The sequence below is a fragment of the Rhizobacter sp. P5_A1 genome, assembly GCF_056400745.1.
In genome coordinates this window covers 220,854-235,236 of record NZ_JBFUKR010000008.1, presented here as the reverse complement: position 1 = coordinate 235,236, position 14,383 = coordinate 220,854, and the positions used below count along the sequence as shown (strand labels likewise).

The 14,383-nt window shown below is 58.7% G+C and carries 10 protein-coding genes; 8 read left to right on the top strand and 2 right to left on the bottom strand.

Annotated elements, in window-relative coordinates; genetic code table 11:
* The first annotated feature begins 588 nt into the window (after positions 1-588).
* The 4 genes from AC1DTW_RS11735 (at position 589) to AC1DTW_RS11720 (ending at position 6,765) form a co-directional block, all read left to right on the top strand.
* Positions 589-888 (top strand): DNA-binding protein, encoded by a 300-nt coding sequence (locus AC1DTW_RS11735; protein ID WP_477981318.1) that lies wholly within the window; start codon positions 589-591, stop codon positions 886-888.
* Between the two features lie 394 nt (positions 889-1,282).
* Complete coding sequence (locus AC1DTW_RS11730) at positions 1,283-4,063, top strand: hypothetical protein (protein WP_477981270.1); 2,781 nt, start codon at positions 1,283-1,285, stop codon at positions 4,061-4,063.
* A gap of 36 nt (positions 4,064-4,099) precedes the next feature.
* Positions 4,100-5,143 (top strand): AAA family ATPase, encoded by a 1,044-nt coding sequence (locus tag AC1DTW_RS11725; RefSeq protein WP_477981269.1) that lies wholly within the window; start codon positions 4,100-4,102, stop codon positions 5,141-5,143.
* Between the two features lie 653 nt (positions 5,144-5,796).
* Positions 5,797-6,765, top strand: a complete 969-nt coding sequence (locus tag AC1DTW_RS11720; RefSeq protein ID WP_477981268.1) for a hypothetical protein — start codon at positions 5,797-5,799, stop codon at positions 6,763-6,765.
* 82 nt (positions 6,766-6,847) lie between these two features.
* On the opposite strand, the gene AC1DTW_RS11715 is transcribed toward AC1DTW_RS11720, so the two are convergent.
* Both AC1DTW_RS11715 and AC1DTW_RS11710 read right to left on the bottom strand, forming a co-directional pair.
* Positions 6,848-7,042 (bottom strand): hypothetical protein, encoded by a 195-nt coding sequence (locus AC1DTW_RS11715; protein WP_477981267.1) that lies wholly within the window; start codon positions 7,040-7,042, stop codon positions 6,848-6,850.
* A 106-nt stretch (positions 7,043-7,148) separates the two neighbouring features.
* The gene (locus AC1DTW_RS11710; protein WP_477981266.1) at positions 7,149-7,271 is read right to left on the bottom strand and encodes a hypothetical protein; all 123 of its coding nucleotides are present in this window, start codon (positions 7,269-7,271) and stop codon (positions 7,149-7,151) included.
* Positions 7,272-7,827: 556 nt separating this feature from the next.
* Between AC1DTW_RS11710 and AC1DTW_RS11705 the strand changes: the two genes are divergently transcribed.
* Genes AC1DTW_RS11705 through AC1DTW_RS11690 form a run of 4 tightly spaced genes read left to right on the top strand, consistent with a single transcriptional unit; the run spans position 7,828 to position 14,375 of the window.
* Positions 7,828-8,946, top strand: coding sequence for a helix-turn-helix transcriptional regulator (locus AC1DTW_RS11705; RefSeq protein ID WP_477981265.1), 1,119 nt, complete (start codon positions 7,828-7,830; stop codon positions 8,944-8,946).
* A complete protein-coding gene (locus AC1DTW_RS11700; protein WP_477981264.1) occupies positions 8,943-9,089 on the top strand; it encodes a hypothetical protein in 147 nt (48 codons plus the stop codon). Before AC1DTW_RS11705 ends, AC1DTW_RS11700 begins: the two co-directional genes overlap by 4 nt.
* Positions 9,079-12,681, top strand: a complete 3,603-nt coding sequence (locus tag AC1DTW_RS11695) for a DUF8742 domain-containing protein (RefSeq protein WP_477981263.1) — start codon at positions 9,079-9,081, stop codon at positions 12,679-12,681. Before AC1DTW_RS11700 ends, AC1DTW_RS11695 begins: the two co-directional genes overlap by 11 nt.
* 20 nt (positions 12,682-12,701) lie before the next feature.
* A complete protein-coding gene (locus tag AC1DTW_RS11690; protein ID WP_477981262.1) occupies positions 12,702-14,375 on the top strand; it encodes a hypothetical protein in 1,674 nt (557 codons plus the stop codon).
* Positions 14,376-14,383 lie beyond the last annotated feature (8 nt).

Genomic DNA, 14,383 nt, shown 5'->3' with positions numbered 1-14,383 from the left:
GGACAGGCTAGGTAGCCAGATTGAACGGGTGTGTAGTCGGCCGCGTGCTGACGAAAAAGTTGGGACCGAGAGGCCTGACTAAGTGACTGATTCTGAACGATGTCCGGATTCATTTCCCAATATTCCCGTCAAAGGCTTAAGAAGGGAAAGTTGGGATGACTTCGCCGCCCTCGCCACATCGGCAGACAAACACGGGACAAGCTCCCGCGATTTTGCGCAAGAGCAGACAAACTTAGGAAGACTTCGACCATTGGGTCTGTCTTGAGGGAGGTAGCGCGTCCGATGCCAACAGCGGCGGACGCCAGAATCATCTGAGCCGGCAATTGAGATAGAAATATCCTGGGCCATGCCCGTCGGATATATTTTCTATTGATATATTGAGAGAATAGTCTTCATCAATATCTCTGCTTTGTCCGTGCCACTGTCGCTGGGAAGCGAGGCGGACACAACTGCAAGGGACGCTTGCCGAGCGAAGTAGCGTCCTAGCCTATCGTTCCAGGTGAACTCGGTAGACGCCGGACTTCGCAGAATCAACTTCTACACAATCGTATAAGCCGTTGATATACAAGAGCTTACTGCTTGCTTAGCATGCCTCGCCCGTGTACAACAATGCTCGTAGAGTCCTCCCCTTGCATCACCTCGACCAGTCTACGAGAGCACCGACGAGCAGACATGACAGTGCCCCCCACTGACTTCACACCGGTAGCATTGAAGCCAATTACCCCTAAGGCATGTAGGGAGTTGTTCAGGGAGAAGGGGCTGTCCGTTAGCGAGTGGGCACGAGAGCGGGGTTTCCGCTGCGACCTCGTATATTCGATTCTGCGCGGAAATAGAAAGTGCCTCAGGGGACAGTCATATCAGATCGCGAAGGCGCTTGGAATGAAGTAACCAGCCAACGCCACGCAGAAAGGAATGGGATGGCAGAAGCAAAAATATAAGGCAGAAAGCGCCACGGCTGACGGGCCGACGGCGCTTTCTGGGGGATGCGACTATCACTTAACGACAAGTGAATATTATCTGCCGAGCTGCGGCAGGTCAAGTCCCCGTTTTGTCCAATTTTGTCTGTGATCTGACGCTCAACTGCTCAGACGCGGCTCAACGGGGTTCACATGATCAACGGAACGGAAGCGCCGCGCCTGCGCGCTTCGCTGCGTGGCGTCGTCCACCGGGAAGCTGGGCATACGATCCGCCGCCACAAGCTCAACTTGCACTCGAGCTTGCAGAGGGATAGGCCCGCGCCCACAAGCCCGCGGAGCGCGCCACCGACTTCGTGGAGGCGCGTATGAACTCCCGTGCCTTGGCGCTTGCCCTCCTCAAACCGCCCGATGGCTTCACGAGAGAGAACCAGAAGGCCACGATCTACACGAGCGGGTCGCGGAAACTGATGCGTCCGCTATGGATGACGACCGCTCACCATCGAGTTCTCTGTGCGCGAATGGAAGGCGATCTCGGCGTCAAGACTTACAACGAGCGCCCAGCAACGGTCGCGGTGCCAATCGGGCTCACGGGCAAGGCGTCCAACTGCGCTCCGCGACTAGTCTCAATGGCTCATGACGGCCAACTTACCGTCCACACGTTCGAACCGGGAATTCCGGACCAAGTGGACGGCGCCAGTGCGGGCGAATCGCCTGCGTGGACCCCCTGGGCAGAGGCCCATGGCTTCATCCACAAACAATGGACCGCATCAGAGCTATTTGGAGATCCCCAGGAACTGGAGAACTTGCTACGGCTGTTGCCGTACGTAAGCAACCCTGCTCAGCCAGTGGACCTCGTACTCCGAGATAAGACGCTTCTTACGCTGCGTACCGCCCGCAAATGGACCTTGCATCAGGTGCTCAACTCAATGCCCGAATCGGATCCGGATTACGTCACGGCATGCATAGCGGCCCTGGTGCTGGATCGAACGATTCATTCTGACCTCAGCAAGTCACCCCTGTCGCTTGTTACCCAGTTGAGCGTCTACGAAGAGCTTTCGGAAGCCTGGACAGCGGCACCAAATTCGCTCACGTCGATTTCCGTTGCAGGGTCCGATAGCGATGAGGACCTGCCAGCACATGAAGATACGCGATTTCACCGGCACCTCTTGGCTGGCGGAATCGGGGATCGCAGCAGCTTTCCGGCTTCGGCAATTCGCGCTCCTGATCGGGACGAGTATCAGAGGAACTTGAACGCGCTTGTTGCCTTGGAGAAGGGCGCACGCATCAAGACTATCGTTGAAGAACATAAGATCTCAAAGAGCCATATCTACTACCTGAAGGACCGTTGGAACAAGATTGATAGGAATGGAAACCCACTTCGATACCGCGCGTTGAGAAAATTCGTCCACGTCGGGACAAATTGCAAAAACAACCTAGCCAAACTAACAGGTGGTACGCCGAAGCCCTGGATCTACCAGGCGCTATTGAGCGCACACCCCACTCTGGATGAAGCATTGGAGAACTGGGCAATCAACAGACTTCAGCCGGGATCGAAAATTCCAGACCGCCGCCCAACGCGCTCAAAAAGCATCGAAATATTCGAGCACTTTTGCTCCGTGGATCTTGGTATTAAGCCAGGTGAATACCCGTTTCAGTCCAAGTCCAATGCCAAGGAAACTGTCATCCGGGACATTCGCAACAGAAGAGATCGACACCAGCAGCAGGCTCTGCGCAGAGAGCATGTCGCCAAGGCTACTAATCCTTGGTTCAACCCCATGCAGCCACCCACAAGTTGCTACATGCGCGCGCAGACTGATGGCTGGCACGTGGACGTGGAGTGGGTTATCGAGTTTCCCTCGCTGAGGGGCGAAGGCAAACTTCGCACGAAGGTCACTCGTCTGTGGTTGATTCCGATTCTGGAAGTCAAGAGCACCGCGGCACTCGGTTACAGCGTCGCCTTCGGCGACAACTATGAAAGCGCTGACATAGTGCGCGCACTCCGGAGCAGCCAGGTTCCATGGGTTCCAAGAAAGCTATCCTCAAATCGACTGTCGTATCGACCCGGAGAATGCCTCCCCAACGCACTCATGCCGGAGCTGTCATACGTTCTCTTTGACGAACTTCATCTCGACAACGCATCCAGTCATCGCTCGTCGATTGCAATGACGGTCGCCCAGCGGGTCATAGGGTGCACGCTGGTATTTGGTGGACCGGGCGAGCCGAACGCCCGTCCCGAAGTTGAATTGCTCTTCGACCTACTGGCGGAGGCACTCTTCCATGTGATCCCCGGCACTACTGGATCGAATCCGCTGGACCCCAGAAGAATGCGAGGAACCAAGGAAGACCCACTCGTACTTGACATTGACCTCCTACTCGATTGCATCGATCTTCTCATCTGCCGATACAACACCGGCATTTCTCCTGGTACTTCAGATTCGCGACTACAGATTCTTGAGCGCGTGGCTCGTCGCGAAACAACCCTCTTGCGCCGAATCCCTTTGGACCGTCGCGAACTGGCCCTGAAATATGACGTGTGGGAACTGAAGCGGATTGGGACAGATAAGGGCAGGCCGGTTGTAAGGTTCGAGAACGCAGATTACGAGGGCGGGGGCCTGTTAACACGTCCGGACTTGGTGGGCCAAGAAGTTCTAGTCGCCTGCAACAGTCTTGATCCACGTGTGATCGAAGTGTTTTTGACAAGCGACGGCTCGTCACTTGGTCTCCTTCAAATTGAGCGGCGTTGGCGATCGACGCCCGTCAATCTTGCCACGCGGAAACGATCGAGGGAGCACTCAACTTACGATAACTTTAGTCAGCACGCGGCGGATATTTCCCTCGCGATCGGTGCAGAGATGGAGGCTCGATACAAGGCCACCGGTAAGGCTGGAGCGGCTCTCGGCAGCTTTGCAGCGGTGGTTCATCAGGCGACGACCAATCCCCACGCTCCGACGCTTTCGCAGGTCGAGTCGACGGAAGCCAAAGAACCTGTCGGGCGTCGTCCCGAACGCGACGCATTGATACCCGTTGCTGCGGTTCCTTTTCGAGGCAAACCCAAGTTGGCGTTGGTTGAACCGGTTCCGGATCCAGAAGCGCCCCAGCTCGATGCCCTCCAGCAGGCGATCGCGAAACTCGGTACTACTTACTAGGGCGGGAGATGTTTGCTGGCGAAAGAGATGTCTCAAATGAACATTCCACAATCCAATACCAATGGCCAGCAGGCGTTTCAGACTGCACTGAAAATGACGGTGCTAACCGGTCAAGGCTTTCAGATAAAAACGTCGCCGGCTACTGCATTGTTCCAGGCGGTTTTGCTATGGCTTCAATGTGGAAATCTTGGCGGAATGGTCTACGGTCGGTCGCGACTCGGGAAGACTTCGGCAATCCGATGGGTCTGCAAACAATTGTCGGAGATGTTCAACTTTATCCGATTTATAGAATTTCCAATTCGTACGCAAAGCACCTATTCAGAGGCTGGATTCTTTGACTACTTGATTCAATGCTGCGACTTGAAGGAAGTCCCCATGGGGCGAGCATCGGCCAAGCGCCGAAACAGTCTCAATCAGTATCTTCTCGCGCAAGCAAATAGATCACCTTTACGGATGGTTATACTGGTTGTCGATGAAGCTCAGGACATTGCAAACATCTATTTGAAATGGATCCAAAACATTGCAAATGAACTGGAAACCAAGGGAGTGAAACTATTTGTGCTGCTGGTAGGGCAACCCGAATTGAACGAACTGAAGACAAAGACCGTTGCGATTGGCGCAGAGCACTTTGTTGGTCGGTATATGGTGTGCTCTCACGCCTTTGAGGGAATTCGGAGCGAGTCTCAGTTGAGCGAAGTTCTAGCCGCGTATGACTCGACTGTTTTCCCTCCCAAGGGAAAATCGAATCCTGAAGGGAAGAAGTTTAAGAATCACTTTATTCCCACTGCCGTGGCGGACTCCTTTGAACTCAGGGATCTAGCCGGATCCTTTTGGGCGGCATTCACAAACGTCTGGACAAGCCAAAAGCCAGGAGGTCAAATGGAGATTCCAATGCACTATATCGCATCGTCGTTGATGTTTTGTATGGAAGGCATTTCTCGACTGCCTGCGGGCGCGGACGGTGCTCCGCCGGAATTAATCGAAACCAGCGTCAACTCCAGCGGCTTTAGGGAGTCAGTTGAGATTTCAGCAATCAGACTGCAACGTGAGGCTTCCAGGAGCGCGAAAGGCGACAAATGAGCGTCGTCTGGTTTCCAGGTGACATGTGGCCATATGAATCGATGGCGTCCATTGGGGCGACGTTTGTAACGGTCAATGGATGTTCGGTAGCGGAGTATTTCAAGTGGTTAAGAATCACATTTCCCGTTAGGCCATTCTCCGGGAGGCAGCGCATTCTCGGCGAGTCAGCCGTTAATCTCAAGAGTTTCTTAAGATCCATCGACGACACGAGTGTTTTGGTTCACCAACTGTCGTGGCCGCACCTTCTGAATGCTCCGATGCTTGCAAACGAAAGTCACATACTCAACCCAGAATTCAGAACACTGCGAACTTGCGAACAGTGCTCTCTTGTTCGGTATCACTCGTTTCTCCATCAGCTTCCTTGGCTATCGAACTGCTTCATTCATCGAACGCCCCTTCAAGTTTCACGAGAGTGGAATGGCCTAAGAGGAAATATATCGCGTCACCGACAAGTTGAGGCTTTGTGCCACAAGTGGTTTCCCAATAGATCGCAACTGCATATCGGCTCCGTCAAGCGAGATCGCCTCGAATTCGATCTACCCATTGAATTGCGAGGCGTACTTTCCTCCCTCAGGAGGTTGGAGTCTGGTTTGCAGACTGGACGTGTTGGCCCATTGGCAGTGCGTTGCGCAGACCCGGCGAAGGCGGTCGCGATGGCGCTGTTGGCGCCAGGTGGGAAGCTTTCCACGGCAGCGCGATGTCTCTTGCTCGGACCGCAGGACAGACCGACGCACGTTGATGTACCCGCATCGACGGTCCAGTCGCGTCTTGTTCTGGATCTTGATCAGGAGCAAATCGACGACTTGGTGGAGGCGCGGCTGGCAGATGCGTACGTGAACAATCTCTACCCGCCTTGGATGCTGGTGCTTGAAGATTCGTTTCGGCAGATGAAGGCAGGCCACGAGCCGTGTCGCAGTGCGCTCGCGCGGTTAGGTCCATCGTCGAGTCTAGAACCGCCAAGGTTGCATCGCTTGGCGTCCGACTACGCATCGGCTTGCGATGTTGCGCAAGACCTCGCGAAGCATGGAGTGGTACTTTGCAGGCGCCCGATCGCGATTCAGGCGCTCGCCGAGGCAACTGACTGCGGAAACGTGGTGCGCAAGGCCATAAGAAGCTATCGCAGAATCGGAATGCTGCCAAGAATGTTCCCAGGCTTTGATTCTTTGGTGGAATGCGGTTTGGTCAAGGTCACATGCATGGCATCGCGCAGGCCACTGATGAATTGGCAGTCAGCGGCCGAATGTGACTGGGTCTTTCCGACATCGTCGACGGATCGCGACGCTTATGACGCCGTTGTTCCAGATGGACCCTTGGCGCAAATCGCCGATGCACTTCTTTTGTCGCGCCTGTGGAGGTGGGTATGGGCGCTCAACGCCCACGAGCAACGATTGGAACTCGCGAACGAAGTTGGCACCGCCGCTACCGTTTCAGCAGCACTCGCACGCCTCGACGTTGGGCATCGGTTCGTCCTCGCTGCTCGTTCGGGCGGTCTGCGTCTTACTCTCTGCGAGGCTGTTCCTCCGAAACAGCCGGATTGGTGTTCATCTGAAAGTCAGATCAAATCTCACTGGCTGGAAGTGCTGAAGCGCCGTGACGAGATGCAGGCATCGGTCTCTGATTGAGTTCGCCTACTTACTTGGTGCGAATTTCGAGTCTGGACTTCGATGTTGTGACCGGACTTCACCAGGGATGAAAAGGGCGACCTCAGGCGACACCACCTTCAGACGCAGCACCGCCCAGGCGCACCCCGGGCCAGATCCGGCAGCCGCCAGCCACCTTCGACCTATGGCAGGTCGTGACCACCTGCACCTCGGCGCCATCCGGAACGGTTGCCGACAGACGCAGGTCGCGCGGGCACAAGTTGCCGAGCAACTCCAACTCCTGCTGGAACGGGTCCATCAGAACCTCGGCCGTGTCGCGTAGTAGTGGTTGCCGCCGCCCGCACGGGCCATGGCCACCATCAATTCCTCGTTAAAGTTGTTCCCCAGTCCGTAGGTGCTGGTCGTCACCCACGGGTTGCCCAATCTGCGTACGGCGCCGTGATCGCCGCTGCATCGGTCAGTCCCTCGGTGGCTTGGCGGTCGGGCAGCAGGATGACCCGCTTCAAGCCGGTGCCTGCCAGGTCCATCAGCTTCTCGGCACCCTCGCGCCAACCACCGTACAGACGGGTGTTGCCGCCAAAGTGGACGGCAGCGATGGCTGCGCGCAGCGGCGCGCCATCACCCGCTGCACCGCGGGCCAGAGGCGCTGCACCCGGTTGTCGAACTGCACTAGCGACACCGCGTCCTTCGGCCGCAGCCTGCCGACCCCGTATTCGGCGCAACATCGCCCCTCGGCCAGCGGGCGGTATTCCATCGAGCCTGAGCGGTCGATGACCCGCGCGATCGCCGGCGGTGCGCGGTCTGCTGCCCGCTCGGGGCGTCGGCCGCCTGAACGCGCGCGAGGATTCCATGGCGTAGTCCGTGTCGGCGCTCAGACCTGCGCGGCGGGGCGTAGGGCGACGGTGGTTGAAAGCGAAAGGTGGTCGGCAGGCATCTGCGCTCTCCAGTTCTTGATCGAAGCTGCATCGTCGCAGGGCACTAGCTCAAATATCGAGCTCCGCCCCGGCCTACGAAACCGCACGCGCGGGGCGGGTTATCACCGATAGCTCACTTCTTGAGCTGATGACCGTACAAATTTGAGCCATGGCAACCGTCGAAAACACAACACTATCCCCTGGCACGGGGGCGGAAGTTGGTGGTCAAGCCGCTACAGTTGGTAACGCTCATGTGGTGAGCGACCGCCCCCGCCGCGCCATGACCAAGACTGCCCGCGTCTACAAGATCGAAATGCTCATCCGCAACCGCGGGCACGTGAGCTTTCAGGCGTTGCTGGACGAGCTGGAGGTGTCCCCGGCGACGCTCAAGCGCGACCTGGACTACCTCAAGGATCAGCTGGGCGCGCCCATCGAGTACGACCGGTTCCTCAACGGGTACCGGTTTGGCGCCGACTACCGCGGGCAGAAGCACGAACTCCCCGGCCTGTGGTTCAGCGAACGAGAGTTGTACTCGCTGCTGATGGCACACCAGCTGCTCAGCGAGCTGGACTCCGAAGGGGTCATCAGCCGACATCTGCAACCGCTACTTGAGCGAATCCATCAGATGCTCGGCACCGGTGAAGCCGAAGCCAAGGCGCTGTTGAAGCGCGTCAAGATCATGAGCACGGCCAAGCGGCCAGTTCCCAGCCAATTTTTCGAGCTCGTCGGCGAAGCTCTTCTCAAGCGGCGCCGGTTGCACATGCGCTATCTGACACGGGGCCGCGGCGAGGTAAGCGAGCGGGAAGTGTCGCCGCAGCGGCTGGTCTACTACCGAAGCACCTGGTATGTCGATGCGTGGTGTCATACCAGGGAAAAGCTCCTCCGCTTCGCGCTGGATGCGATAGAAGAGGCGAGTGCGCTTGAGCAGAGGGCCAAGGACGTTTCCCTCAAGAGTGTCGAGGGCCAACTCGACGGCGGCTACGGCGTCTTCGCTGGCAAGAACATCCACTCAGCGACTTTGCTTTTTTCCGCCGAGGCGGCGCAGTGGGTCTCCAAGGAGGAGTGGCACCCGCAACAGCGGGGTCGATGGCGTGACGAGGGAGGCTACGAGTTGAGCATTCCGTACTCGGACCCCAAAGAGCTGGCGATGGACGTCCTGCGTCACGCCGAACAGGTTCAAATCATCAACGACGACGGCCCATTGAGCGAAGCAGTTCGAAGCCGGGTACTGGCTCTGTACGCCAATGTCGTTCAGGGATCTAAAGGCGCGAGGGAAATGACATCGTGATCATCAAGACAGGCAGGAAGAACGTGATGAATACCTGCGAGATTGGTTCGCTTCGAACGTCGCCTGACCGTCATCCAGTGAGTGATCGCGCGTCCCCAATCGTTGCTGCTCGCCGCTCCGGCTATGAGCTCAATGAAGCTTGAGCACCTGACCGTCGGCGCCGCCGTGCGCGGCATCCTGCCCGATGCGCTGGTCACCGTTGTCAGTGCGCAATGGTTTGGCTCTGAGGCGTTGGAGCTGACCTACAAGACGCCGGCAGGAAAGTTGGCAAACGAACTGATCTACAGGCACGACGAACCGCGTCTCGAGCTCGTTGAGCAGGGCCGCCCTTGGAGTTTCGATGGCGACGGGCGCATGTTCCGACTCGTTTCGGAGGCACACCGAATCCGCCTCGCGCACCTCTTTGACCCCGTCTTGGCCGTGCACACGTCGCTGGTTGATCCATTGCCGCACCAGATAACCGCAGTCTACGAGGCAATGCTGCCACGTCAGCCCTTGCGCTTCTTGCTGGCTGATGACCCTGGGGCTGGCAAGACCATCATGGCCGGGTTGCTGATCAAGGAGTTGATCGTCCGAGGAGACCTTCAGCGCTGCATGATCGTTTGTCCGGGAAGCCTGGCAGAGCAATGGCAGGATGAACTGTGGCGGCGCTTCCAACTCCCCTTCGAGATCTTGACGAACGACAAGCTCGAAGCGGCTCGCACCGGAAACTGGTTCACCGAAACACCGCTCGTCATCGCCCGGCTCGACAAGCTTGCGCGCAACGAAGATGTGCAGAAGAAGCTGCAGGCGCCGGAAGCCAGCTGGGATCTCGTGGTCTGCGACGAGGCGCACAAACTTTCGGCCACGTTTTTCGGTGGCGATGTCAAATACACGAAGCGGTACCGACTGGCGCAAATGCTTGGCGGGATGACTCGGCACCTGTTGTTGATGACCGCGACACCGCACAATGGCAAGGACGAAGATTTCCAGCTCTTCCTCGCGCTGTTGGACAGCGACCGATTCGAAGGTCGATTCCGCGATGGCGTTCATCAGGTCGAGGTCTCCGACTTGATGCGCAGAATGGTCAAGGAGAGCCTGCTCAAGTTTGACGGCACGCCATTGTTCCCAGAGCGCGTGGCGCACACGGTTCCCTACGAGTTGTCGCCAGCAGAGGCGCAGCTCTACCGCGAGGTCACCGACTACGTTCGCGAGGAATTCAATCGTGCTGAAGCGCTTCAGAACGACAAGCGCGCTGGCACAGTCGGTTTCGCGTTGACCATCCTTCAACGCCGCCTCGCTTCATCACCTGAAGCGATCTACCAGTCTCTCAAGCGTCGTCGTGAGCGCCTGGAAAAGCGGATGCGGGAGATGGAGGTGCTCCAGCATGGAGCCCCGCTGTCGATGACCTCCGTCGTCATTCCGGCCGGCCCGATGCTCGACGCCGACGACTTGGAGGATCTGGAGGATGCACCCGACAGCGAGGTCGAGTCCGCGGAAGAAGAAGTCCTAGATCAGGCAACCGCTTCCCGCACGATCGCCGAGCTCAAGACAGAAATCGGCATGCTCGCGCACCTAGAGTCACTTGCATCGAGTGTTCGCCGAAGCGGAACTGACAAGAAGTGGTACGAACTGGCGGGATTGTTGGATGAAGTATTCGCGCTCGGTGGCGTGCCGCGGGTCGAAGAACCGCACGCCACCTACGGCGCCGAAAGGGACATTCGCCCGGTCGGGGCGCCCACGCAAAAGCTTGTGATTTTCACTGAGCATCGCGACACGCTCAGCTACCTGCACCGAAAGATCAGTGATCGGTTGGGGCGCCAGGAGGCTGTGCAAATCATTCATGGCGGGATGGGACGTGAAGAGCGCCTGAAAGCGCAGGAATCGTTCAAGCACGACCCCGAGGTAAAGGTCTTGATCGCGACTGACGCCGCAGGCGAGGGCATCAACCTGCAGCGCGCTCACCTGATGGTGAACTACGACCTGCCTTGGAACCCCAACCGCCTCGAGCAACGTTTTGGACGCATTCACCGAATCGGTCAAACCGAGGTGTGCCATCTCTGGAACCTTGTGGCCGACAAGACCCGTGAGGGCGAGGTTTACCTGACGCTGCTTGAGAAACTGGAACTGGCGCGCAAGGCGCTCGGTGGTCAGGTCTTCGACGTGCTTGGCAAGCTGGTCTTCGAGGGCAAGCCTCTTCGTGAGTTGCTCATCGAGGCCGTGCGCTACGGCGAGCGGCCCGACATCCGAGCGAAACTCACGCAGGCCATCAGCGGGGCGGTTGACCTCAAGCAGCTCCAGGAATTGATTGAAGACAGGGCACTGGCCAACACCGTGATGGACGCCACCAAGGTGGCCAGAGTGCGCGATGAGATGGAGCGTGCCGATGCCAGGCGGCTGCAGCCGCACTACATCGAGTCATTCTTCATCGAGGCGTTCAAGCAACTGGGCGGCACACTCAGGCAGCGCGAAAGCCGAAGGTATGAGGTCACGCACGTGCCGGCGCCGGTGCGCAACCGTGATCGCCTGATCGGTCTGGGTGACGCTGTGTTGCCGCGATATGAACGGATCGCTTTCGAGAAGTCATTGGTAGCACCTGCAGGGCAGACGCTGGCCGCATTTGTTTGCCCTGGCCATCCACTGCTGGACGCCACACTCGACTTGACACTGGAGCGGCACCGTGACCTGCTACGGCGTGGCTCCGTGCTTGTCGACGAAAGCGACCTGGGCACGACACCGCGAGTGCTCTTCTACCTCGAGCACGAAGTCCAAGACGCCTGCGAGACCGGTGGCGCTGGTTCCGTGCGGCGGGCCATTTCTAAGCAGATGCTCTACGTTGAACTGGACGCTGCGGGCAACGCGAAGCATATCCAGTACGCCCCCTACCTAGACTACCGGCCGCTCGAGGAGGCCGAGGTCGACATCGGCACACTGCTTTCGCGTCCCGAATGCAACTGGGTCACCCGCGAGCTCGAAGGCAAGGCCATGGGGCATGCGATTGCGCACGTTGTACCCGGCCACCTCAAAGAGGTGCGCAATCGACGCATGGGCTGGATCGGCAAGACGCGCGCGGCCGTCCGCGATCGCTTGACCAAAGAGATCGCCTACTGGGATCACCGCGCTCAGCAACTCCAGCAGCAAGAGAGCACGGGGCAGCCCAACGCCAAGCTCAATTCGCAGGAGGCTCGTCGCAGGGCGGATGATCTCCAGGCGCGCTTGCAGAAACGTTTGGCTCACTTGGACCTTGAAGCCAAGATCTCTGCGCTGCCGCCGGTTGTGCTGGGTGGTCTTCTTGTCTTGCCGAAAGGGCTCCTCGCTCAAATTGGCGCCAACCGAAATCCAGCGGATAAGGCGCCGGAATCCAACGGCCCGGTCGATACGCAGGTCTCTGCGGCGCGGGCCCGGGCGGTCATCATGGAAGTCGAGGCTCGGCTGGGGTTTCACCCGGTCGATCGTGAACTGGAGAAGCTCGGGTACGACATCGAAAGCAAAGACCCGGCGACCGGGCATCTGCGCTTCATCGAAGTGAAAGGCCGCATTTCTGGGGCGGAGAGCATCACCGTCACACGCAACGAGATCTTGTATTCGCTCAACAAGCCTGAAGCATTCATCTTGGCGATCGTTGAGTTCCACGACGAGGTCAACCACAGCGTCCACTACGTCCGCCGCCCCTTTCGCGCCGAGCCGGACTTTGCTGCCACCAGCGTCAACTACAGCATGCGAGAACTGTTGGCCCTGGCCACTTCGCCGACATGATTCAGGGAGACCCTGCTGCAATGAGCAACGAACCACGTCTGCCGACGCCGATGCGTGAACAGCTTGCGCCTCTTGCAGCGAGGCCTCGCGACAACCGGGCACTCATCCGGCCTGTCAGCCAAGTGCTGCTTCGTTTGAAGCCTTCCAAGGAAGGTGATCTCTTCGCGTCCACCGTAGATCACATCCTCCGATGGATCAACAACAGGGCTGGCCGCAAGCTGCCGCCCGAAGCGTGGCAGCGCCGTTCGTTCGAATTGGCTGACATCGGCGCACAGCGCACTGCGGCGGTCTCACTCGACGACCCACGGTACTGGACCGCGCGCCTGGATGACGCCGACAAGAACGTTCCCATGCGCACTTGGGTCACGGAGATCGGCCTCGCCTTGGCACCTGGGGGCGATCTCCTGTTCGGCGTTCGCCTGATTTGTGCTACCCGGGGAGAAGACGTTCCATTCGAGCGGTCAGTACCCGGGTTCGTACGTGCCATCGCACAGAGCGCACAGCCGTTTCTCGATGACACACTGCTTTCTCTCGACCCTGTGCTGATCGGCGACGCAGCGGGCATCGACGCGTTGGTCGATCTGCTTGAGGACTCAAGGCGACGCAGCCCCGTCATCGTGTTCACGCTGCCCGAAGGCAGTGTGGACACACGGCAGACGGGGGCGAACGCAGCTCTAGTGCGTCAGAGAACGCTCGGCGCGGCCCATGTCTACATCGTCACCGGCGACGCCAGCTTCTACCTGACCGACTTGCTTGGGCGCGAGATGTCGGTCTTCCGCCAGGCCGTGCGCTTGTATCGACCCGGCTTCAAGCGCTGGAGCGACGACACCTACTCGCACCCATTGACGCTGCCAGAGCGCATCCAGCAATGGAACGACGAAGGGCCGCCGGCGTACGAGCGCTGGCTGATCTCGCAGGCACTGGCAATCACTGCGTCAAGATCGGACCGGGAAGAGGCACTGCCGAGCTTTGAGTCCGTGCGCCGCATGGCGTCGCAGATGCAGCGCCAGGCCGCTCGCACGGCGGGATCTAATGACGCCGAGTTGCTGGCGCTTGCCGATCAAGAGATCGGTCGGTTGGAGGCCGAGCTCCAGTCTCAGCGAGAGACCTACGACGGCGTCCTGCTTGCAGGCAATCAAGAGCTGGAATCGATGGAGTCGGCGAAGAACGACGCGATCTCACAAAGTCACGCGCTGCGCGACAGAATCAGTGCGCTGGAAGCCGACCTCAAGGCGGCTGGCGCGGTCACCCCCATCCCTGATGACCTGCGTGACCTGGAGGCGTGGGCGCGTCAGCACCTGGCAGGCTCCGTCACCTTGCTGAGCCGCGCGCTTCGGGGTGCGAAGGCTGCGCTCTATGAGGACCCTTCGTTTTCGTACCATGCGCTCCTGCTACTGAGAGACTTCTTCGTGCCGATGAAGCGGGACTCCAGCCCCGCCAACAAGGCGCGCTTCGACGCCGAATGTGAGCGTTTGAAGATTGAGAACAGTCCGGTGGGCGAGGCCACCAAGACGCACAGTGAGCAGTACACCCTCCAACACGGCGGGCGGCCTCGCGTGCTGGATTGGCACCTGAAGCGAGGTGATTCGCGCGAACGTACCCGCTGCTTTCGCCTGTACTACTTCTGGGACGACGACACGCAAAGTGCAGTGGTCGGCTGGCTTCCATCCCACCTCGACAATGCACTCACGTAGCGTTCGGC